Here is a 20,190-nt window from a genome sequence, read left to right as displayed (position 1 = left end):
GACGGGGATGACTCGGCGACCGATGAGTCTGCAGACGCGGCTGATGACAGCCGTGATCGGATTCGTCTCGCTCATCCTCGTGATCGTCGCGGTGATCACCAGTGCAACCCTCGGAGCTACTCTGGAACGCCAGCTGGAGGATCGGCTGAACGGCTACTCGAGCGACGTGGCCAAGGGCGTCAGTCTGGTCCCTGCCAAGTACGCGACGATCGACTACGTCGTCAGCAAGACCAACCCAATACCCGGAATCCTCGTCGCAGTATCGAGTTCCGAAGGGGGCACCGGGGGGGTCGTCTTTCCCGACACGAGGGGCCAGTGGGACGGCGTGTCCCAGACTCTCACGAGCGCTGACCTCGATCGCATCGACGCGGCTCTGGGTGGTCGAGCCAGCGGCACGGTGACCCTGGATGACTTCGGTTCTTATCTAGTGGTCGTGAAACAGGCACCCAACGGCGTCAATGTCGTGACGGGCCTCCCCCGCACCGAGATCCAGAATCAGCTCGCGACGCTGCTCACCGTGATCGCTCTCGCGACGATCGGCGGTCTGATCCTCCTTGCGCTCACGACTGCCATCACGATCCGCGTGGGGCTGAGACCGCTGCGCGCCGTCGCGGCGACCGCCACACGCGTCGCGAACCAGCCGCTCGATCGAGGTGAAGTGCAGATCACCGAGCGCGTTCCGGCGTCCGAGGCAGATCCGCGCACCGAGACCGGTCTGGTCGGTTCGTCTCTCAACAAGCTTCTCGACCACGTCAACGACTCCCTCGCGTCGAGGCAGAAGAACGAGGAGCGGATGCGGCGCTTCGTCGCCGATGCGAGCCACGAGCTGCGCACCCCGCTGTCGTCGATCCGCGGGTACTCCGAGCTCTCGCTGCGCGCGCTGAAGCAGCAGGGCGGCGAGGCGGCCATCGAGAGCACCACCACGTCGCTCGAACGCATCCAGGCCCAGTCGCTGCGCATGACGCGCCTCGTCGAGGACCTGCTGCTGCTCGCTCGTCTCGATGAGGGACGCGAGTTGGTCTACGGCACCGTCGATCTGACGCAGCTCGCGCTCGAGGGCCTCTCCGACGCGCGTCCGACCGCGGCAGACCATCACTGGAACATCGAGGCTCCTGACGAGCCGATCGTCATCGTCGGCGACGCGGGGCGGATGCATCAGGTCGTCGCGAACCTCCTCGCCAATGCGCGGACGCACACACCCGCGGGCACCTCGATCACCCTCAGCGTGACCCGCGACGGCGATGAGGCCGTGCTGCGGGTGCACGACGACGGACCCGGTATCGACCCCGGCGTGCGAGATGAACTCTTCGCGCGGTTCGCCCGCGGCGACAGCTCGCGCGCCCGTCAGACCGGCGGCACCGGCCTCGGGCTCGCCATCGCGAAGGCGATCGTCGAGGGCCACGGCGGCCACCTCACCGTCGCCAGCGAACCCGGCGACACGACGTTCACCGTACGACTCCCCCTGAGCCCGGCCCCCGCAGCCGACTAGGCGCGACTGTCGCCCGTTCCTCGGTGCCGTCTGCAGGACCGAGGAACGTCTGCTTCGACTACGCGATGATCGTCCACGACTGGCCGATCGTCGAAGCAGCGATCGTCGCGGCCATAGATCGCCTTCGGGCACGCGTCTGAAGTACCGTCTGCAGGACCAAGGCACGCCTGCAGGACCACACCGATGGGGATCCCCCGCAGAACGTGCAGCGTCCTGCAAACGGACCGGACCGGACCGGAGCGAGCTCGGGTCAGTACCCGGCGAAGGCGTCCGTCGTGAGGGAGCGGGCCTTCTGCAGCGCGGGGGCGAGGTCGGCGATGAGCCGCGGAGGTCCCGAGATGTACGAGTGCCGCTCGCCGATGTCGGGAACGTAGTGATCGAGGCCGGCGGCGTCGAGGCGCGCGCCCTGAGCCCAGGTCCAGTGCGAGGGAAGGTCGGCGGGCTCATCGCGCGTGAAGATGATGACGCGCGCACCGGTCGCAGCCAGCTCGTCGCGGAAGGCCAGCTCTGAGCTGTCGGATGCCACATAGACCAGCACGACGTCACGCTGCTGCTCCGTGAGCTGGAGCTGCCGCAGCTGCGACACGAACGGCGTGACGCCGATGCCGGCGGCGACCATCAGCACGGGGGTCTCCGAACGCGGCAGAAGGAAGTCGCCCCAGGTGCCCGTCACGGCGAGAGCAGAGCCCGGTTCCGCCGCAGCGAGTGCGCGCTTGTAGCTCGACGGATGCTTCTGGTCGCCGTCCTTGTAGGCGATGCGGAGTGTCGGGAGGTCTGCCGGAGCCGAGACGATGCTGAACTCGCGGCGGGTTCCGCGGGCATCGGGACGGGCGTGCGGCACGTCGAGCTCGAGGTACTGCCCCGGGAGGAACTTCAGCTTCCCCTTCGCTCGGAACGTCAGCTCCTGAGCGGTCGGCGTGATGAACTGCCGCTTCTCGAGCACGAGCCGCACCGCCCCTCGCAGCGCGAAGGCGAATGCGAGCAGGTTGCCGATGAGCAGCGCGCGCTCCTGCCCGAGGGTGAAGAGGCCGCCGATCGTGATCGGCCAGCCCGCGAGCACTCCGACGAGAGCCGCCACCGAGAACTGCTGCCACCGGCGCGGCGGCAGAGTCAGCGGCTCGGAGAGCATGAACGCTCCGAGGAACAGGAACGGCGACTGGAGGATCGCGAACGAGAGGGCGGCGCCAGGATCGAATGCGAGCGAGAACTCCTGCGCCTGCACGGCCTGCCGCAGCATCGAGACCGCGATCGCCACGATGAGGAAGACGACGACGATGCGCACCTTCTCGGTGCGCCAGAGCACCGCGAGTCCGAGGATCAGCACGGGCACGAAGAGCGACGGTGTGCCGACCCACCACGACGACGACGTCCCGAGCCACTCGAAGGCACCGAAGGATCCGAGGATCGATACGACGGCGGCACCGAAAGCCGCCGGGTTGAGGATGTGCCGACCTCGCCACGCGATGAGATACTTCGAGAGGCTCGCGACGGCTCCGGCGATGGCCAGCCCGAGCAGGGCGTTCGGCTCGATGCCGGGGCGGAGCACGAAGAGCAGGATCAGCGCCGTGACGAGTGACGACTCGATGCGCCAGGGCAGCCGCAGGATGCGCTGGGCCGCGGCATCCACCAGTGAGATGACCACCGCCAGCACGACGAAGGACGCGAGGATCTCGAGGGGTGTCGGCGACACGATCACGCCGAGGGCCGACAGCACCACGGCGATGAGCGCGAGCGTCGACAGGGCGAACAGCACCAGACGGTACATCGAGATTCCGCCGAGCAACGCAAGGACCCGCTGCCGCAGCGCGGTGATGGAGGTGATCACAGGTCTACTCTTCCCTACTTCGACGCCTCATCGGCGGGTGGTGAACAGCTGTGCGGGGCAGCCGGGCGAACGCTCTGCGCGTCCGTCGGTCGTCATGCGCACCCACTCGACGCCCCACGACGCGGCGAGCTCGGGGCCGCCCTCGAAGAACAGGGCGGTCGCGACGGCATCCGCTCGCATCGCCTCACCGGCGATCGCCCATGTCGCCGCCCAGGTGCGGACCGGCACCCCGGTGCGGGCGTCGAGCACGTGGTGGAGTCCGTCGCCCCACGCACGGCGATTGACCGCCGAGGCGCAGAGCGCGGCATCCTGCAGTTCGATCACGCCGATCGCCTTCGTCGGATCGTACGGATGCTCGAGGCCGACGCGCACCGCGTCTCCGCGGACCCTCATGTCGCCCCCGGCATCCACGACGAGATCACCGGGCACATCGTCGAGGACCGCGACCACGAGATCGACCAGACGCCCCTTGCCGAGAGCTCCGACATCGAGGAGGGCTGGAGCGGATGCCGCGGCCTCCCCCACCGTCCAGCGCACCCGATCGGTCCAGTCGCTCGGGGCGGCGACCGGCGAGGTCGCTACGAGCGAGTACGACGCGTCGTAGCCGAGGGCTGCGAGGCTGTCCCCGACGAGCGGGTTCACCGCGCCGCCGGTCGCCTCGGAGAGGTCGCGGTAGGCATCGAGCATCGCTCCCGCGTCGGGAGACGAGATCGAGCCGCCGTCTCGACCGACACGTGTGACCGATGAGTCCTCGCGGAACCGCGACCACTCCCGGTCGAACCGCTCGATCTCGGCGCCGACGCGCTCACGGTCATCCGCGCCGAGCTCGTGCGACGTCTCGATCTCCCAGCGCGTGCCGATCGCGTCGAAACGCCAGATCGTCATGCCGTGATCAGGCGCCTCAGGCGGCGGCCTGCTCCTTGATCGACTCGACGGCCTCGTTGAATCCACCGCTGGTGAGCGACGAACCCGCCACCCGACTGACCTCGATCTCGTCGAGCGACTTGCCCACGACCTCGTCCGAGATGCCGCCGATGAACTCGCCCTGGTACTGCTCGCTCTCGCGGGCCTGCGGGTCGCCGGTCACCTCGACATCCGTGACCAGGCCGTCGGCGACGGTGAGAGTCACGCTGATCGTCTCGACGGTCTCAGGGGTCTGATACGAACCGTCGGCGGTGTAGGTGCCGTCGGTGTAGTCGCCGCCGGCCGCCGCGCCCGAATCGGTGGATTCGGTGCTCGTGTCGGTTCCGGTGTCGGTCGACTGGTCTTCGGCGTCAGCCGTGCCGGAGCATCCCGCGAGGACGAGGAGTCCTGCGACGCCGGCCAGGGCTGCGCCCTTGCGAACAGAAGTCGGTACAGTCGTGCGGATCATGATGGTCCTCCCGGCCTTTGATCGGTGTGTTGATTCGACCGTAGGGACAGCATCTATGCGCGGGCTGTGTCCGATATATGGGTTGCTTAGGCGTCTCCGCCGAACATGCTCGTGACCGATCCGTCTTCGAAGACCTCGTGGATCGCGCGTGCGAGCAGCGGAGCGATCGGCAGGATCGTGAGCTTGTCCCAGCGACGCGATTCCGTCAGCGGGATCGTGTCGGTGATCACGACCTCGTCGATCGACGCGTCCTGCAGACGCTCGGATGCCGGGTCGCTGAAGATCGCGTGGGTCGCGGCGACGATCACGCGGTGCGCGCCGCTCGCCTTGAGGGCCTGCGCCGCCTTCACGATCGTGCCGCCGGTGTCGATCATGTCGTCGACGAGCAGGCAGGTGCGTCCTTCGACGGCGCCGACGATCTCGTGCACGGAGACCTGGTTGGCGACCTTCGGGTCGCGACGCTTGTGGATGATGGCCAGCGGTGCCCCGAGGCTGTCCGACCAGGTGTCGGCGACGCGGACGCGCCCCATGTCGGGCGAGACGACGGTGAGGATCTCACGGTCCTCGGCGCTCAGCGTGCTCTTGAAGTAGTCCATCAGCACGGGCTTGGCGAACAGGTGGTCGACAGGACCGTCGAAGAAGCCCTGGATCTGCGCGGCGTGCAGGTCGACGCTCATGACACGGTCGGCACCGGCCGTCTTCAGCAGATCGGCGACGAGGCGGGCGCTGATCGGCTCGCGGCCGCGGCCCTTCTTGTCCTGACGTGAATACGGATAGTACGGGGCGACGACGGTGATGCGCTTGGCGGAGGCGCGCTTCGCGGCGTCGATCATGATGAGCGTCTCCATGAGCCACTCGTTGACCGGCTCGCCGAAGGTCTGAATCAGGAACAGGTCGCAGCCTCGGATCGACACCTCGAACCGCGCGTAGATCTCGCCGGATGCGAAGGTGCGGTGCTCGGTCGGCACGACCTCGGTGCCGAGAGACGCGGCGACCGCAGCGGTCAGCTCGGGGTGCGATCGACCACCGGCGACCACGAGTCGCTTCTTGGTCTTGGCTACGAGACCCGGAGCGATGCCGTTGTCCCTGTCCAGATCGACCGTCTTCTTCTTGCGCGCCATCGTTCTGCCTACTCCGCCACTCGGGTTCGGGCTGCGGCATCTGCCGCGCCCGTGCCTGCCCTGTTCTTCTCGACCCAACCCTCGATGTTGCGCTGAGGGGCGACGCTCATGGCAAGGGAGCCGGCAGGGACGTCCTTGCGGACGACAGCGCCGGCACCTGTCTTGGCGCCAGCACCCAGCCTAACGGGCGCGACGAGGGTCGTGTGCGAGCCGGTGTGCACCTCGTCCTCGACGACCGTGCGGTGCTTGTTCACGTCGTCGTAGTTCGCCGTGATCGTGCTGGCACCGAGGTTGACGCCTCGGCCGATGGTCGCGTCTCCGACGTACGACAGGTGCGGAACCTTGCTGCCCTCGCCGATCTCGGCGTTCTTCGTCTCGACGTAGGCGCCGATCTTGCCGCGGGCGCCGAGCACGGTGCCGGGGCGCAGGAACGAGAAGGGGCCGACCGTGGCCTCGGCCCCGATCACCGCGAGCGTGGCATCGGTGCGGCGGACGATCGCATCCGCACCCACCTCGCAGTCGACGAGGGTCGTGTCGGGTCCGATGATCGCCCCTTCGGCGATCGTGGTGGCCCGCAGGATATGCGTGTTCGGGAGGATCGTGACGTCGGGCGCCAGCGTGGCGTCGTCGTCGATCCATGTCGTCGCCGGGTCGATCACCGTGACGCCCTCCAGCTGCCAGCGGCGCACGATCCGGCGGTTGAGCAGCCGTCCGACCTCGGCGAGCTGAGCACGGTCGTTGACGCCGTAGGTGACGGTGACATCGGAGACGACGGATGCCGCCACACGGCTGCCGTCGCGGCGCAGGAGTCCTGGCACGTCGGTCAGGTACATCTCGCCCTGCGCGTTGTCGACACCCACCGAGGGGAGGTACTTGCGCAGCGTCGCGACGCGGAAGACGTACATGCCCGCGTTGATCTCGCTGACCGCGGCTTCGTCTGCCGTGGCGTCCTTCTGCTCGACCACGCGGTCGACACCGCCGTCGGCATCGCGGATGACGCGACCGTAGCCGGTCGGGTCGTCGACGACCGCCGTCATCAGCGTCGCCTCCGCCTCGGCGGCGCGGTGCGCGTCGAGGAAGGAACGGAGCGTGTCGGCGTCGGCGAGCGGGCAGTCTCCCGAGAGTACGAGTACATCGCCGTCGAAGTCCGCGGGGAGCGCGTCGACCGCGACCTGCACCGCTCGACCGGTGCCCGGAACCTCGTCCTGGTCGATGAACACGGCCGCCGGGTAGTCCTTCTCGAGCGCAGCGACCACCTGGTCGCGCTCGTGCCGCACGACGACCTCGACGTGCTCGGCCTCGAGGCGACCGGCCGTCGTCAGGACGTGCCCGACCAGTGGGCGCCCGCCGATCTGATGCAGCACCTTGGGCAGGCGCGAGCGCATGCGGGTTCCCTGGCCTGCGGCGAGGATGATGATCGCGAGATTGTTCCCAGTCATGCTCCGCCGCCAGGACTCGAACCTAGACCTAACAGCTCCAAAGGCTGTCGTGCTGCCATTACACCACGGCGGACCGCGGCCCCCGAGAGCGCCGCGGATCAAGTCTGCCACGTCCGCCTGCGTGCTACCGGCGATAATGGACGGATGACTGAGGCGGATGAGGTTGATCGGATCGTCGGCGCCTGGAACACCCAGCGCCCCGACCTCGACTTCTCACCCCTCGAGGTGCTGTCGCGGATGGACCGACTGACGCGGCTGCTCGATCGAGCCCGCAGAGATGTGTTCCGGCGCAGTGATCTGGAGGCCTGGGAGTGGGACGTGCTGTCGGCGCTGCGCCGTGCGGGGGCGCCTTTCCAGCTCTCGCCGAAGCAGCTGCTGCAGCAGACGCTGGTGTCGAGCGGCACCATGACCAATCGCATCGATCGTCTCGTCGGGCGTCGCTTCGTGCGACGCGAGGGCGATCCGGCCGATGGCCGCAGCGTGCTCGTGACGCTCACCGACGACGGACGCATCAGGGTGGATGCCGCGATCACGCGTCTGGTCGACGTCGAGGACGACCTGCTCCAGGCGCTGTCGCGTGGCGACCGCGATCGCCTGGCTGCGCTGCTGCGCAAGCTGAGCCTCAGCTTCGACGCGTGAGGTTCTGACGCCATGGCCATGCTCTCCCCTCTTCCCGTGCGCGACGGCGTCGGCGCCACGCGCCTGCACGTCCCGATGAGCGGCGAATGGCCGACCGTCGGCGCCTACATGATCGAGCGCTTCTTCCACCTCGATCCCGAGGGCCTGCTCAGCCGCTTCGACCGCGGAGAGATCGTCGCCCGCGATGGCAGCCCCCTCACGCGGGACACGCCCCTGGGCGTCGAGGAGTTCATCTGGTACTACCGTGATCCCCCCGTCGAGACGCGACTGCCCGTCGAGATCGAGGTCATCCATCAGGACGACGACCTGGTCGTCATCGACAAGCCGCATTTCCTGCCGACCATCCCCGGCGGCAAGTTCCTGCAGAACTCCGCCCTGATCCGGCTGCGCAACCTGCTCGGCAACGACGAGCTCGCGCCGATCCACCGCCTCGACCGGGCGACCGCAGGGGTTCTCATGTTCTCGGCGCGACCGGCCACCAGAGGGCCGTACCAGCTGCTCTTCGAGACCCGGCAGGTGCAGAAGGTCTACGAGGCGGTGTCGGCTCGACCGGCCGACTGGGATGCGTCGAGATTCCCCCTCGTGTACCGCAACCACATCGTGAAGCTCCGCAACGAGCTGAAGGTGCAGGTCGACGACGAGCGGGAGCCGAACGCCGAGACGCTGATCGAGGTGATCGATGCCGACGATCGCGTCGTGCACACGCTGCTGCGCCCGCACAGCGGCAAGATGCACCAGCTGCGGGTGCATCTCGCGGCGCTGGGCCTCGGCATCCTGAACGATCCGTTCTACCCCGAGCTCCGCGGCGAGAAGCCCGACGACTTCGATCACCCCATGCAGCTGCTCGCCCGCGAGCTGCACTTCGTGGATCCGCTGAGCGGCGCGCCGCGGGTCTTCACCACGACGCGCACGCTGCAGGAGGCTCCGTTCAGCGGCGCATGATCTTGCGCGCGAGCCTCGTGCCCAGCATCTGCACGAGGTGCACGAACACCACGATCAGCACGATCGCCGCCCACATGACGAGCGGTTCGAACTGGCGGAAGCCATAGATCTGCGCGAAAGCTCCGAGGCCGCCGCCGCCGATGAGTCCGGCCATCGCCGTCATGTCGATCAGCGCCACGACGATGAACGTGTAGCCGAGGATGAGCGGGCCGAGAGACTCGGGGATCGCCACCGTGAAGAGGATGCGCCAGGGTCCGGCGCCCATCGCGCGCGCCGCCTCGATCACGCCGGGCGAGACCGACACCAGGTGCTGCTCGACGATGCGGCCGATCGCGAAGGCTGCGGCCAGACCGATGATGAACGCGCCTGCCGTGGTTCCGATTCCGGTGCCGACGACTGCGCGTGCGAACGGCTGAGCGACGGCCATGAAGATCACGAACGGGATCGGCCGGAAGAAGTTCACCGCGAGGTTGGCGACGACAGCCACCGCGCGGTTCTGAGCGAGCCCGCCTGGCCGCGTGACATAGAGGATGACACCGATCGCGAGACCGAGGATGCCACCGAGCACGAGTGCGAACGACGTCATGTACAGGGTCTCGAGCGCGGCCTCCCAGAATTCCGGCCACAGTTCGTTCAGACGATCCATCAGCGTGCCTCCTCTCCGACGATCTCGGTCACTTCGACGCGCTGTGCGATGTCGGCGAGCGCGCGGTCGATCACCGCGTCGTCACCGCGGATCGCGAGCGTGAGGTGGCCGAAGGCTCGCCCACGGATGTCGTTGATGCCGCCGTAGACGAGTTCGAAGTCGAGCCCGGCGCCGGCGAGGTCGAGGAAGACCTGCGCCTGAGACGAGTCGCCGTCGCGGAACGAGAAGGTGACGAGGCGTCCCTGGTGCCGGTCGCGCAGCACGGCGCGCTCCGACGGAGAGGGCACGCCCTTCACGACCGTGCCGACGAACCTCTGCGATGCGGGGTTCTGCGGTGCGGAGAAGACATCGAACACGTCGCCCTGCTCGATCACCCGACCGTTCTCCATCACTGCCACCTTGGTGGCGATGGTCTGGATGACGTCCATCTCGTGCGTGATGACCACGATCGTGACGCCCTGCTCCCGGTTGACGCGCTTGAGCAGATCGAGCACCTCGTGCGTGGTCTGCGGGTCGAGGGCGCTGGTCGCCTCGTCGGCGAGGAGGATCGCCGGACCGGTGGCGAGAGCGCGGGCGATGCCGACGCGCTGCTTCTGGCCCCCGGACAGCTGCTCGGGGTAGGCCTTGGCCTTGTCGGCCAGGCCGACGAAGCTCAGCAGCTCTGTGACCCGCTTCTCGATGTCGGGCTTCGACCAGCCCGCGAGCTTGAGAGGGTAGGCGATGTTCGCCTTCACGCTGCGCGAGGCGAAGAGATTGAACTGCTGGAAGATCATGCCGATGCCGCCGCGGACCTTGCGCAGCTCGCTCTCCTTGAGAGCAGTGATGTCGACGCCGTCGACGGTGATCGTTCCGCTCGTCGCCGGCTCGAGGGCGTTGATCAACCGCACGAGCGTCGACTTGCCGGCGCCGGAGTATCCGATGATCCCGAAAACGTCGCCCTTCTCGATCGAGAGGGACACGTCGTCCACGGCCACGATCTCGGACTCGTCACGGGTGCGGGATGGATAGGTCTTCGAGACATTCGTCAGGGTGACGATCGGCATGTGGTGCTCCGGTCTGCTTCGGGAACGAAGAATCGGGTGACGCACGAAGCGCCACCCGATTCTCCCTCATCGGACGGGGGTGTCGTTCACCCCGATCGTCCTACTTGTTGGCCTCGGTGTCTTCCTGGACCTTCTCGAGCGAGGAGACGAGATCTTCGACCGGGGTCTGGAGCGGCACCGCAGTGTCACCCGACGACTCGATCAGACCCGCCTGGACGTCCTCGTTCGTCTGGAAGATCTCGACGAGCTTGAGGTACGTCTCGTTGTCGGCGTCCTCAGCGCGTGCCGCGAAGATGTTCACATACGGCAGCGCGTTCGCGTCCTCGGGGTCGTCCTGAGCGATGGCGTCGTCGAAGCTGAGTCCGGCGTCTTCCACGAAGTCGTTGTTGATGATCGCCGCGGCCACATCGGGCAGCGAGGTGGGGATCAGTGCGGCCTCGAGTGCGGTGACCTCGACCTTGGACTTCTCGGTGTCGACGTCGGCGAGATCCGAGAAGATCGTGCCTCCGCTCTTGAGCTCGATGAGTCCGGCCGACTGCAGCACGAGCAGCGCGCGGGCCTGGTTCGACGCGTCGTCCGGAACGGCGACGGTCTCGCCCTCGGGGATGTCGTCGACATCGTCGTACTTCTGCGAGTACAGGCCGAGCGGGTAGATCGCGGTCGAGCCGATCGGGGTCAGGTCAGAACCCGAGGCGCTGTTGTACTCGGCGAGGTACACGATGTGCTGGAACTGGTTGAGGTCGATCTCGCCTTCGGTGAGCGCGGGGTTCGGCTGCTCGTACGAGCCGAAGTCGACGAGCTCGACCGTGATGCCCTCTTCAGCGGCTGCCTCGACGAAGGGAGCCCACTGCGCGTCTCCCTTGCCGACGACACCGATCTTGACGGTCTCGTCTCCGTCGCCGGAACCGGCCTCGGAGGATGCCGTCGCGCAGCCTGCGAGTGCGACGAAGAGCGGGACCGCGGCGAGCGCGGCGATGACGGATGTGGTCCGACGGGATGCTGTGATGGACATGAGTGTTCGGGTTCCTCTCTTGGGGGACTCGAATACGTTAGGCAGGGCGAGGCGGTGCGCGACAATCGAGCGTCACAGAGCGTCACAGCTGTCAGTCGTAGTCCTCGATGCCCTGCAGCCTCACCTGTTCGAGGTCGAGTCTGGCCGAGATGCGACGGAACACGAGGTCGTCGACCGTGCGGTCTCTGCGCAGCCCGAGCAGCACCTCTCGCTTGCGGTCGAGGAGGGCGAGCTTGAGGCGCGTGTGCTCCTCGTGGCGCAGCAGCGGTGACCGCTGCATGACGTCGACGTCGACCGAGGTCGCGAGCATCTGCAGGGTCCTGACCTCGCCGTCGGCGCTGTCTTCGTCATCGACGATGCGCGTCGGGTCCGGCATCCGCACCGCCGTCTGCGCGGCATCCGCTTCGTCGTCCTCCCCTGCCTCGGGCATCGAGCCGCTGCCTCCGAGCGGATCGGGCTCGTCGAGCATCACGTCGAGCGCTCGGGCCTCGGCGTCGACGATGGCCTGCTCGCGGGCCAGAGCGCGTGCGTTCGAGAACTCGAGCATCTGATAGCCCTCGGCGCGCACCCTGTCTCGGATCTCCTGCCCGATGCCGTGCTCGACCGCGAGATCGTCGAGGGCAGCGAGGGCCGCACCGGAGATCGTCCGTTCGGCCAGCTCGTACTCCTCGTCTTCGGCGTGGTCGACGGGAAAACGGGCCCAGCGGACGATGGCGGGCAGGAGCGGCCCCTGCACCAGCAGGCTGAGCAGGATGACCCCGGCGGTCACGAAGACGATCTCGTCACGCCCTGCGATCTCGCCCTCGGTCGCGCTGGACACGGGCACGGACAGCGCGATCGCGAGAGACACCGCGCCTCTCATGCCCGCGACGGTCGAGACCGCCATCGACCGCGCCCGTGCACCGCGCGACGGACGCGCAGGGTTGCGCCGCTGGAACAGGGAGTTCATCACCTGGAACAGATAGCGCACGACCAGCAGCGTCATCCACACGGCCAGCGTGATCAGCACAAGGCGTCCGATCGCCGCCGCCGAAATCTCATGCGCGACGAACTGCACCTCGAGACCGATGAGCACGAAGAGCGCGCCGTTGAGCAGGAAGACCCCGAAGGGCCAGGCTGCGGCCACCTGACGGCGGGACGAGGCTGTCGTCACCCGGGGCGACACGTAGGCGACGATGAGCCCCGCGACCACGACGGCGAGGACACCCGAAGCATGCACGATCTCGGCGAGCAGGAACGACGAGAACGGGATCAGCAGAAGCGTGACGTTGATGACGATCGTCGAGGAGGTGCGCCGCAGCAGCAGGTACGAGAGAGCGGCGATCACCACACCGGCGGCGACGCCTCCGACGTACGAGACGAGCACCGACATCGTCACCGACAGCGGCGTCACGTTGCCGCCGAGGGCCAGCGAGATCGCGATCGCGTAGAGCACCAGGGCGGTGCCGTCGTTCGTCAGGCTCTCGGCCTTGAGCTTCATGAACATCCGCGTCGGCAGCAGGCGTCCGAGGGCCGCGACGGCCGTGGCGTCGGGTGGAGCGACGGCTGCGCCGAGGATGAGGGCGGTCTCCCACGGCATCCCGAACAGCAGTCCGACGCCCGCGACGGCGAAGGCGGATCCCACGACGAGCAGCGTGCTCATCGGCAGGATGTAGCGGAAGTCGCGGCGGATCGAGCGCAGCGAGGTGGTCAGGCTCTCCCAGAACAGCATCACCGGGAGGAACAGCAGCAGCACGGTCTCGGGCGGCAGCTGGATCTCGCGCAGCTGAGGCACGAAGCCGAGCAGCAGACCCAGGATGACGAGCACGAGCGGCAGCGCGAGCCGCACGCGCGGCGCCAGCAACGTGCCCACGAGGATCGTGAGTCCGATCAGGACGGTGACCTCGAGTCCTTCCATCTGAACCTCCCGGGAACCGCAGGATCAAGCTGTGCGATCCCGGATGGCATCGAACCCCGCCCAGAGCACAGCGCATCGCAGTGCCACCGTATTCCCGCTACGGCTGAATGGCGAGACCCTGCGTCAGTCGAGCTCTTCCGTCAGCTCGAACCAGCGGAGTTCGAGCTGCTCGATCTCGGCCTGCTGATCGCTGATCGCCTTCATCTTGTCGCCGAGACCCGCGAAGTCCGACTGGTCGTGTTCCGCCAGCGCGGTCTTCGCCTTGTCGACCTGCTGCGTGAGCTTCTGGATGCGGCGCTCGAGCGACGAGACCTCTTTCTGCGCTGAGCGCAGGGCGGCGCCGTCGAGGCTGGAGGCCTTCTTCTCCGTGTTGACGGCGGTCTGGGACTTGCCGGGCGCCGAGGTCTGCAGCTGACGCAGTCGCAGGTACTCGTCGACACCTCCGGGCAGGTGCCGCAGGTGCCCGTCGAGGATGGCGAACTGCTGGTCGGTGACGCGCTCGAGGAAGTACCGGTCGTGGCTGACCACGAGCAGGGTTCCCGACCACGAGTCGAGGAGGTCCTCGATGGCCGCGAGCATGTCGGTGTCGAGATCGTTGGTCGGCTCGTCGAGGATCAGCACGTTGGGCTGGTCGAGGAGCACGAGCAGCAGTTGCAATCGGCGCTGCTGGCCACCCGAGAGATCCTTCACGGGGGTGGAGAGCTGGGCCGAGTCGAAGCCGAGCCGCTCGAGCAGCTGGCCCGGCGTGAGCTCCTGAGCCTTCGAGCCGGAGCCCATCGTGTACGAGGTGCGCAGCCGCGAGATCACGACACGCACCGGCTCACGCCGAACGTCTTCGAGCTCGTCGAGGCGCTGGGTGAGCGTCTTGACCTTCACGGTCGTGCCGCGCTTCACGCGGCCCACGGTGGGCTCGACGGTGCCCGAGATGAGGCCGAGCAGCGTCGACTTGCCGGCGCCGTTGACGCCGAGGATGCCCGTGCGCTCCCCCGGCGCGATGCGCCACTCGACGTCGCGCAGCACCTCTCGCGTGCCGCCGTCGACGGTCGGATAGGTCACTCCCACGTCGAGGAGATCGACGACGTCCTTTCCGAGGCGCGAAACCGCGAGCGACTGCAGCGAGATCTTGTCGCGGATCTCCGGCACGTCGGCGATGAGTTCGTTGGCGGCGTCGATGCGGAACTTCGGCTTCGCGGTGCGAGCGGGCGCGCCTCTGCGCAGCCAGGCGAGCTCCTTCTTGGCGAGGTTCTGGCGCTTGGCCTCGGTCGCGGCCGACATCCGGTCGCGTTCGACGCGCTGCAGGATGTATGCCGCGTAGCCGCCCTCGAAGGGCTCGACGATGCGGTCGTGCACCTCCCACGTCTCGGTCGAGATCTCGTCGAGGAACCACCGGTCGTGGGTGACGACCATGAGGGCTCCCGAGTTCGGGCTCCATCGCTTCTTGAGGTGTCCGGCCAGCCAGGTGATGGCTTCGACGTCGAGATGGTTGGTGGGCTCATCGAGCGCGATGACGTCCCAGTCGCCCGTCAGCAGCTTGGCGAGCGAGACGCGACGACGCTGGCCACCGCTGAGGGAGCCGATCTCGGCATCCCACGGCAGATCCTTCAGCAACCCCTCGATCACGTCGCGGATGCGGGGGTCGCCGGCCCATTCGTACTCCGGCGTGTCGCCGACGACCGCGGCACTGATGGTCAGGTCGTCGCTGAGGGTGTCGGCCTGGTCGAGAACGCCGATCGTCGTGCCGCCACGCACCGTCACGCGTCCGGAGTTCGGCTCCTTGATGCCCGCCAGCATGCCGAGCAGACTCGACTTGCCGTCGCCGTTGCGGCCGACGATGCCGATGCGGTCACCTTCTTCGATGCCGAGGGTCACGGAGTCGAAGACGACCCTGGTCGGATATTCGAGGTGAAGGGCTTCTGCCCCGAGAAGATGTGCCATATCACTCCCCAGGGTAGTCGGGCACGCTGGGTGGGCCGGTCAGCCGAGCACTGCGGCGACAGCGGGAGCGTGGCGTCCGGTCGAAGAGGCTATGGCAGCGTGCGTGCCGCCGGTGGCCCGAAGAGTTCCGGGAGGGATGCGGTGAACTCGTCGAAATGGCTGTACCAGATGGTGTGCGCGGCCCCGGGGATGCTGCGGACATCGGCGCCGTTCGCCGCGAATCTGCGGGCGTCGTCGTCGCTGACCCACGAGCTCGGTTGAGCCTTGACGACGATCGAACCGTCGTCGGGGAGCCAGGAGTGATCGGTGTCGCAGGAGATGGATGCGGTCGTGGCCGGGTCGAAGAGTGCGGCGGCGCGGGCCTCCACCTCGGCATCCTGCGCGGAGTAGAAGGGTCGGGATGCGAGCAGATCCTCCGGAGTCAGGCGCGCTCCGCGGTCGCGCGCGTACTGCGCTGTGAGGGCCGCACGGTCGTGCCCTCCGGTCAGGGAGAGCGCCGCGTCGACGTACACAGACAGGTCGGGCTGCAGCATATCGGCGGCCGCGGCGAGGACTGTCGCCCCGTAGGAATGGCCGACGGCTGCGAGCGGATGCCCTGGTCCGACGTGCCGGACCGTCTCGACCACGGACGCCGCCGCCTGCTCGATCGTGAGCTGCGGGTCGCGTTCCGACAGGCCGTGACCGGGGAGGTCGAGCGCGATGACGCGGTGGCCGTTGGCTGTGAGCGGCGGGATCAGGCGCCGCCAGCTGTCGGACGACCCCATCATTCCGTGGAGCAGGAGCACAGTGCTCGGCCCGGTCCCGGCGTCGATCGCGTGGAGAAGCATGCCGCCAGTGTCGCATGCTTTCGTTACCTTTCCGTGATCATGTCAGGAGTGGAATGTCTCGTATCTATCTTCGAATGTCGGTGGTCCCTGATCTACTTATGGCATGACAGCACTGCTCGACGCGACGGACACGCAGATGGCGACACTCGCCGATCTCGTCGACGCGCTGCAGGTCGCGGAGGCGACGCTCAGCAGCATGAGCGCCGCACGCGACGGGCTGCTGGCGATCGCCGCGCGACTGGCGATCGACATCGCCAAGCAGGGTGATCACCCTGATCGCGGAGACCACTCTCTTCGCACCGTGGCTGCCGAGATCGCTGCAGTGCAGCACGTCAGCGACCGCACGATCGAGCGGCGGATGGCGGCCGCGGAGCTGCTGGTCGATCAGTTTCCGGACGTATGGGCTGCTCAGGGGGCGGGGCGGATCAGCCCGGCGCACTCCCGGGTGATCGTCGACGCGGGGTCGGGCATCGAATCGCCCAGCGATCGCGAGAAGTACTCCGCGGTCATCCTCCCGATCGCCGAGACGGAGTCGCCCAACCGTCTGCGCGCGTTGGCACGGCGAGTCGTCGAACGGTTCGCTCCGACGACCGTGTCGGAGCGACACCGGCGAGCCAGGTCTCAGCGACGGGTATGGGTCACGGAGGGCGAAGACGGGATGGCGGCGCTGCACACGCATGCGCCCGCCGCGCTCGTCCACGGCATGTTCGACCGTCTCTCGCAGATGGCGCATGCACTGCGCAACGAGAACCTTCGCGCGAAGCGACAGGCAGCTCGCGACGGCAGCGAGTTCGAGGCGGATGACCGAACGGTCGATGAGATCCGCGCCGACCTGCTCGCCGATCTCGTGCTCAGCGGACAGCCGACCGGTCACGACAGCGAAGACGGGCTGCTCGGAGCCATCAGTGCGCGGATCGAGATCACCGTTCCGGTGACGACCCTGATGCATGACGATGCGGACGAGGCGTCGGATGCCGATGCGACGCCGCCCGCCGAGCTCGATGGGCGGGCCCCGATCGACGTCGACACCGCACGCACCGTGGCCGGTCAGACGAAGGGGTGGGATCGGGTGCTGACGCATCCGATCAGCGGTCGAGTGCTCGCGGTCGACCGCTATCGACCCAGTCGCCACCTCCGCAGGCACCTGCGTGCACGTGACCAACGATGTCGCTTCCCCACCTGCGGGATTGCTGCGCGCAAGTGCGATCTCGACCACAATCACTCGGCCTCGACCGGTGGCGCGACCTGCGAGACCAACCTCGCGTCCTTCTGTCGCCGACATCACGTTCTGAAACACCACTCCCCCTGGCACGTCGAGCAGAAACCCGGTGGAGTCATGGAGTGGACGAGCCCCACGGGCCGAACCTACGTCGACACCCCTCCTGCACCGAACACGGTGACCTTCACCGTGACGGAGGATGCTGGACGCGCGCCGTTCTGAGCGAGGCGCTGGTCGCCGTCTGGCGCTGTGGATAACTGCGGCGGCACCGACCGCACTTTGACTACGGTGGCGCGGTGACCCCTCCTCGCTCGCGACCTTCGCCCGCTACCCGACCGATGACGACGCGCACAAGAAGTGTGGCTGTCGTGTTGGTTGCGATCGCGCTCGGCCAGCTGCTCGGGTGCGCACCGGGCCCGGCACCGGAGCCCACGCCGACACCCGCATTCGCCAGCGAGGAGGAAGCCTTTGCGGCGGCGGAAGAGGTGTACCGGGCGTATTTTGACGCCCTAAGCGCTCGGGCACGTGGTGATTCTGAGCCTGACCCACAAAAGTTTCTCACGTCTCTCGCGCTCGAAAGCGACATCGAGGCTCAAAGGTCACTACGAGAATGGGGACTACGGGCCAGCGGGGAGGCGAAGATCCTGTCTTTCCGCGGGACAGAGGCAAGTGTTGGTGAGCCGACCGCGAAAGTCGAAGGAATGGTGTGCATCGACGTATCTGAGTTTCGAGTCGTTGATGCGGGCGGCATCGACGTCACGCCTCCTGACCGAGGCGACGTTGTCGCGCAGCTCGTGGAATTCTCCGGAGACGGCGATAACCTGCTGATCGCTCACGAGGATTCCGGAGATGGGGAGAGATGCTAACCAGGACCGCGATGGCCTTGATGGCCGTCGCACTAGTGCTGGCGATGCCTAACGCTGCCACTCGGGCTAGTTCGGGCTGCACCACGTCCTCGCAAATGATGGGCCTCTGCGGCTCCACTGAAGGCTCGTCTCTCACCATAACCGGCACGCAACAGCAACAGGGCACCAACCCCAACACGAACTCGCGTCCGAGCAACGGAGGCCCTAGCGGCCCAGCCGCACCGTCGGGACCGAGCCAGGAGGCGATCGATCTCGCGGCGTGCATGAACGACTCAGGCACCACGCGATGTGCACCCCGTCTGAACCGACCCGCTGCCCCGGCGACGACCCCGCCGGCGACGGGCACTCCGACGATCGTCATCTCCGACCTCGCGCGGTTCGCCCCGGCATCCGTCCTCGCCACCGCCGAACCCGGAAACGTCGGAATCGCCGGGATGCCGACCAACTTCACCGCTGCTGCGACACCGCAGGTCCAAGACGGCGACCTGTTCGGCGTGCCACTGCGCGTGCGGTTCGCCCCGGCCGGATACGACTACACGTACGGCGACGGCAGCTCCGCGACAGTGACGACACCGGGGCAGACCTGGGAGGCGCTCGGTCAGGCGCAGTTCACGCCGACCCCGACCAGCCACGTCTACCGCGAACCCGGCGTATACCCGGCCCGGGTGGACATCCGGTACACCGCTCAGGTGTATCTCGGCGGCGGATGGATCGACGTTCCCGGGCAGCTCACGACCAATGGCGCCACGCAGGAGATCCGCATCCTCGAGGCGCGCACCGCGCTCGTCGCCCACACCTGCGACGAGAACCCGGCCGGCGTCGGCTGCTGAAGAACGCACCACAGCAGCACGCCGAGGCTCGGCCTTTCGAGAGGCAGCCGCCGGCCGATCCCCTCCGGCTTAAACTAGACAGGTGCCATGGAGTCGCCGGGTGTTCTCGCTCTCACTAGCCAACCGCAAGGCAAAGCTGGTGCAGTCGAGAAGGCGACCCGGTCGCTTCGAGCTCAGCGTGGATGGAATTCCGCAGTCCGTCGTCTCGATCACCGAACCCACCGCCCTCGAGTACAGCTACACCCAACACATCGCCCGCGCGATGGATGCCGCCGCCGAGCCTGATGCGCCGCTGTTCACCGTGCATCTGGGGGCCGGAGCACTCACGCTGGCACGCTACGTCCAGGCGACGCGCGCCGGATCATCTCAGCTGGTGGTGGAGTTCGAACCCGCGCTCTACGCCGCCGTCATCGACGCGCTGCCATTGCCACCCGGGTCTGACGTACGAGTCATCCTCGGTGACGCTCGGACGGTCGCGGACACCGCTTTGCCGAATGAGAAGACATCGCCGGTGCAGTCGTCTCCGTCCCCCGGACTTGACGACGCAGCGAGTTATCGCACCGCAGTCGACACCGATTGGGTGGAGGCGTGCTTCACCGTCGTCGATCTCTGGGATGCCGCCGTCATCCGGCATCGTGTGGCCAGCCAGGAGTTCTATCGCCGGGTCGCCGCGCGCTCCGCGGCGGCGGGCGTGGTCGCCGTGAACCTGCTCGACGGGCATCCGTTCGAATACTCACGACGACAGGCCGCGACCCTGAGCACCGTGTTCGATCACGTCGCTGTCGTGCTCGACGCAGAGCCGGAGGATGCGGAAGGGCCACTCGGCAACGTCGTCATCTTCGCGAGCGATGAGCCGCTGGACAAAGTGACCGCCGCCGCTTTGCTCGACACACCGCGACCTCATCTCCTCCGCGATGGCCCTCTGACGTCGTGGATCGCTGAAGCGCGCATCATGACAGATGCCGACGGCACAGACTCTCCCGATCCCGACGACCCCCTCTGGGGCTAGCACACCGTGTGCGGACATCCTCCGACAGGACGTCCGCTTCCCGCCAGCAGATCGCCCGCGCGCGGTGTGAAAGTCGACC

Annotated in this window: 18 protein-coding genes and 1 tRNA gene; 7 read left to right on the top strand and 12 right to left on the bottom strand. The window is 67.5% G+C overall.

Annotated elements, in window-relative coordinates; translation table 11 throughout:
- Window positions 1-7: 7 nt before the first annotated feature.
- Window positions 8-1,489 (top strand): sensor histidine kinase, encoded by a 1,482-nt coding sequence (locus tag ACLKOY_RS17210; RefSeq protein ID WP_436454702.1) that lies wholly within the window; start codon window positions 8-10, stop codon window positions 1,487-1,489.
- 250 nt (window positions 1,490-1,739) lie between these two features.
- Here the strand turns inward: ACLKOY_RS17210 and ACLKOY_RS17205 are convergent, their stop codons facing one another.
- From ACLKOY_RS17205 to ACLKOY_RS17180, 6 genes are all read right to left on the bottom strand, one after another.
- Window positions 1,740-3,314, bottom strand: coding sequence for an FAD-dependent oxidoreductase (locus ACLKOY_RS17205; protein ID WP_436454701.1), 1,575 nt, complete (start codon window positions 3,312-3,314; stop codon window positions 1,740-1,742).
- Between the two features lie 27 nt (window positions 3,315-3,341).
- Window positions 3,342-4,199 carry an FAD:protein FMN transferase gene (locus tag ACLKOY_RS17200; RefSeq protein WP_436454700.1) on the bottom strand — a complete coding sequence of 286 codons (858 nt, stop codon included), beginning with the start codon at window positions 4,197-4,199 and terminating at the stop codon, window positions 3,342-3,344.
- A gap of 16 nt (window positions 4,200-4,215) precedes the next feature.
- A complete protein-coding gene (locus tag ACLKOY_RS17195) occupies window positions 4,216-4,686 on the bottom strand; it encodes a hypothetical protein (RefSeq protein ID WP_363575222.1) in 471 nt (156 codons plus the stop codon).
- Between the two features lie 86 nt (window positions 4,687-4,772).
- The gene (locus tag ACLKOY_RS17190; protein WP_140037590.1) at window positions 4,773-5,807 is read right to left on the bottom strand and encodes a ribose-phosphate diphosphokinase; all 1,035 of its coding nucleotides are present in this window, start codon (window positions 5,805-5,807) and stop codon (window positions 4,773-4,775) included.
- Window positions 5,808-5,815: 8 nt separating this feature from the next.
- Window positions 5,816-7,246 (bottom strand): bifunctional UDP-N-acetylglucosamine diphosphorylase/glucosamine-1-phosphate N-acetyltransferase GlmU, encoded by a 1,431-nt coding sequence (glmU, locus tag ACLKOY_RS17185; protein ID WP_436454699.1) that lies wholly within the window; start codon window positions 7,244-7,246, stop codon window positions 5,816-5,818.
- Window position 7,247: 1 nt separating this feature from the next.
- Window positions 7,248-7,319, bottom strand: a tRNA-Gln gene (locus tag ACLKOY_RS17180).
- A gap of 71 nt (window positions 7,320-7,390) precedes the next feature.
- Between ACLKOY_RS17180 and ACLKOY_RS17175 the strand changes: the two genes are divergently transcribed.
- Together ACLKOY_RS17175 and ACLKOY_RS17170 are read left to right on the top strand one after the other, a co-directional pair.
- Window positions 7,391-7,885, top strand: coding sequence for a MarR family winged helix-turn-helix transcriptional regulator (locus ACLKOY_RS17175; RefSeq protein WP_053097060.1), 495 nt, complete (start codon window positions 7,391-7,393; stop codon window positions 7,883-7,885).
- An 18-nt stretch (window positions 7,886-7,903) separates the two neighbouring features.
- Complete coding sequence (locus ACLKOY_RS17170) at window positions 7,904-8,827, top strand: pseudouridine synthase (RefSeq protein ID WP_436454789.1); 924 nt, start codon at window positions 7,904-7,906, stop codon at window positions 8,825-8,827.
- Here ACLKOY_RS17170 and ACLKOY_RS17165 read toward each other — a convergent pair.
- The 6 genes from ACLKOY_RS17165 to ACLKOY_RS17140 form a co-directional block, all read right to left on the bottom strand.
- Complete coding sequence (locus ACLKOY_RS17165; protein WP_311259753.1) at window positions 8,814-9,473, bottom strand: methionine ABC transporter permease; 660 nt, start codon at window positions 9,471-9,473, stop codon at window positions 8,814-8,816. The two genes, ACLKOY_RS17170 and ACLKOY_RS17165, sit on opposite strands and share 14 nt — an antisense overlap.
- A complete protein-coding gene (locus ACLKOY_RS17160) occupies window positions 9,473-10,516 on the bottom strand; it encodes a methionine ABC transporter ATP-binding protein (RefSeq protein WP_436454698.1) in 1,044 nt (347 codons plus the stop codon). Before ACLKOY_RS17160 ends, ACLKOY_RS17165 begins: the two co-directional genes overlap by 1 nt.
- A 100-nt stretch (window positions 10,517-10,616) precedes the next feature.
- The gene (locus ACLKOY_RS17155; protein WP_436454697.1) at window positions 10,617-11,528 is read right to left on the bottom strand and encodes a MetQ/NlpA family ABC transporter substrate-binding protein; all 912 of its coding nucleotides are present in this window, start codon (window positions 11,526-11,528) and stop codon (window positions 10,617-10,619) included.
- A gap of 91 nt (window positions 11,529-11,619) precedes the next feature.
- Window positions 11,620-13,425 carry a Na+/H+ antiporter gene (locus tag ACLKOY_RS17150; protein ID WP_436454696.1) on the bottom strand — a complete coding sequence of 602 codons (1,806 nt, stop codon included), beginning with the start codon at window positions 13,423-13,425 and terminating at the stop codon, window positions 11,620-11,622.
- Between the two features lie 123 nt (window positions 13,426-13,548).
- Entirely contained in the window at window positions 13,549-15,360 is a 1,812-nt protein-coding gene (locus ACLKOY_RS17145; protein ID WP_436454695.1) for an ABC-F family ATP-binding cassette domain-containing protein, read from the bottom strand.
- 89 nt (window positions 15,361-15,449) lie between these two features.
- Complete coding sequence (locus ACLKOY_RS17140) at window positions 15,450-16,187, bottom strand: alpha/beta fold hydrolase (RefSeq protein ID WP_436454694.1); 738 nt, start codon at window positions 16,185-16,187, stop codon at window positions 15,450-15,452.
- Window positions 16,188-16,290: 103 nt separating this feature from the next.
- On the opposite strand from ACLKOY_RS17140, the gene ACLKOY_RS17135 reads away from it, so the two are divergent.
- The 4 genes from ACLKOY_RS17135 (at window position 16,291) to ACLKOY_RS17120 (ending at window position 20,111) form a co-directional block, all read left to right on the top strand.
- A complete protein-coding gene (locus ACLKOY_RS17135; protein WP_436454693.1) occupies window positions 16,291-17,628 on the top strand; it encodes a DUF222 domain-containing protein in 1,338 nt (445 codons plus the stop codon).
- Window positions 17,629-17,774: 146 nt separating this feature from the next.
- Window positions 17,775-18,272 carry a hypothetical protein gene (locus tag ACLKOY_RS17130; RefSeq protein WP_436454692.1) on the top strand — a complete coding sequence of 166 codons (498 nt, stop codon included), beginning with the start codon at window positions 17,775-17,777 and terminating at the stop codon, window positions 18,270-18,272.
- Window positions 18,273-18,535: 263 nt separating this feature from the next.
- Window positions 18,536-19,102, top strand: a complete 567-nt coding sequence (locus tag ACLKOY_RS17125) for a hypothetical protein (protein ID WP_436454691.1) — start codon at window positions 18,536-18,538, stop codon at window positions 19,100-19,102.
- A 178-nt stretch (window positions 19,103-19,280) separates the two neighbouring features.
- Window positions 19,281-20,111: a hypothetical protein gene (locus tag ACLKOY_RS17120; protein WP_436454690.1), complete on the top strand. Its 831-nt coding sequence runs from the start codon at window positions 19,281-19,283 to the stop codon at window positions 20,109-20,111.
- Window positions 20,112-20,190 lie beyond the last annotated feature (79 nt).

Source organism: Microbacterium sp. K2, from assembly GCF_051365005.1.
Taxonomy (GTDB): domain Bacteria; phylum Actinomycetota; class Actinomycetes; order Actinomycetales; family Microbacteriaceae; genus Microbacterium; species Microbacterium foliorum_B.
This window is presented reverse-complemented; position numbering and strand designations above follow the sequence as displayed.

What these genes read in the sequence shown, in the direction of transcription:
- ACLKOY_RS17160 (WP_436454698.1), bottom strand. Translation starts at nt 10,516, where the DNA reads ATGCCGATCGTCACCCTGACGAATGTCTCGAAGACCTATCCATCCCGC.
- ACLKOY_RS17125 (WP_436454691.1), top strand. Translation starts at nt 18,536, where the DNA reads ATGAACGACTCAGGCACCACGCGATGTGCACCCCGTCTGAACCGACCC.
- ACLKOY_RS17210 (WP_436454702.1), top strand. Translation starts at nt 8, where the DNA reads ATGACTCGGCGACCGATGAGTCTGCAGACGCGGCTGATGACAGCCGTG.
- ACLKOY_RS17145 (WP_436454695.1), bottom strand. Translation starts at nt 15,360, where the DNA reads ATGGCACATCTTCTCGGGGCAGAAGCCCTTCACCTCGAATATCCGACC.
- ACLKOY_RS17195 (WP_363575222.1), bottom strand. Translation starts at nt 4,686, where the DNA reads ATGATCCGCACGACTGTACCGACTTCTGTTCGCAAGGGCGCAGCCCTG.
- ACLKOY_RS17190 (WP_140037590.1), bottom strand. Translation starts at nt 5,807, where the DNA reads ATGGCGCGCAAGAAGAAGACGGTCGATCTGGACAGGGACAACGGCATC.
- ACLKOY_RS17170 (WP_436454789.1), top strand. Translation starts at nt 7,904, where the DNA reads ATGCTCTCCCCTCTTCCCGTGCGCGACGGCGTCGGCGCCACGCGCCTG.
- ACLKOY_RS17150 (WP_436454696.1), bottom strand. Translation starts at nt 13,425, where the DNA reads ATGGAAGGACTCGAGGTCACCGTCCTGATCGGACTCACGATCCTCGTG.
- glmU (WP_436454699.1), bottom strand. Translation starts at nt 7,246, where the DNA reads ATGACTGGGAACAATCTCGCGATCATCATCCTCGCCGCAGGCCAGGGA.
- ACLKOY_RS17140 (WP_436454694.1), bottom strand. Translation starts at nt 16,187, where the DNA reads ATGCTTCTCCACGCGATCGACGCCGGGACCGGGCCGAGCACTGTGCTC.
- ACLKOY_RS17175 (WP_053097060.1), top strand. Translation starts at nt 7,391, where the DNA reads ATGACTGAGGCGGATGAGGTTGATCGGATCGTCGGCGCCTGGAACACC.
- ACLKOY_RS17135 (WP_436454693.1), top strand. Translation starts at nt 16,291, where the DNA reads ATGACAGCACTGCTCGACGCGACGGACACGCAGATGGCGACACTCGCC.
- ACLKOY_RS17155 (WP_436454697.1), bottom strand. Translation starts at nt 11,528, where the DNA reads ATGTCCATCACAGCATCCCGTCGGACCACATCCGTCATCGCCGCGCTC.
- ACLKOY_RS17200 (WP_436454700.1), bottom strand. Translation starts at nt 4,199, where the DNA reads ATGACGATCTGGCGTTTCGACGCGATCGGCACGCGCTGGGAGATCGAG.
- ACLKOY_RS17165 (WP_311259753.1), bottom strand. Translation starts at nt 9,473, where the DNA reads ATGGATCGTCTGAACGAACTGTGGCCGGAATTCTGGGAGGCCGCGCTC.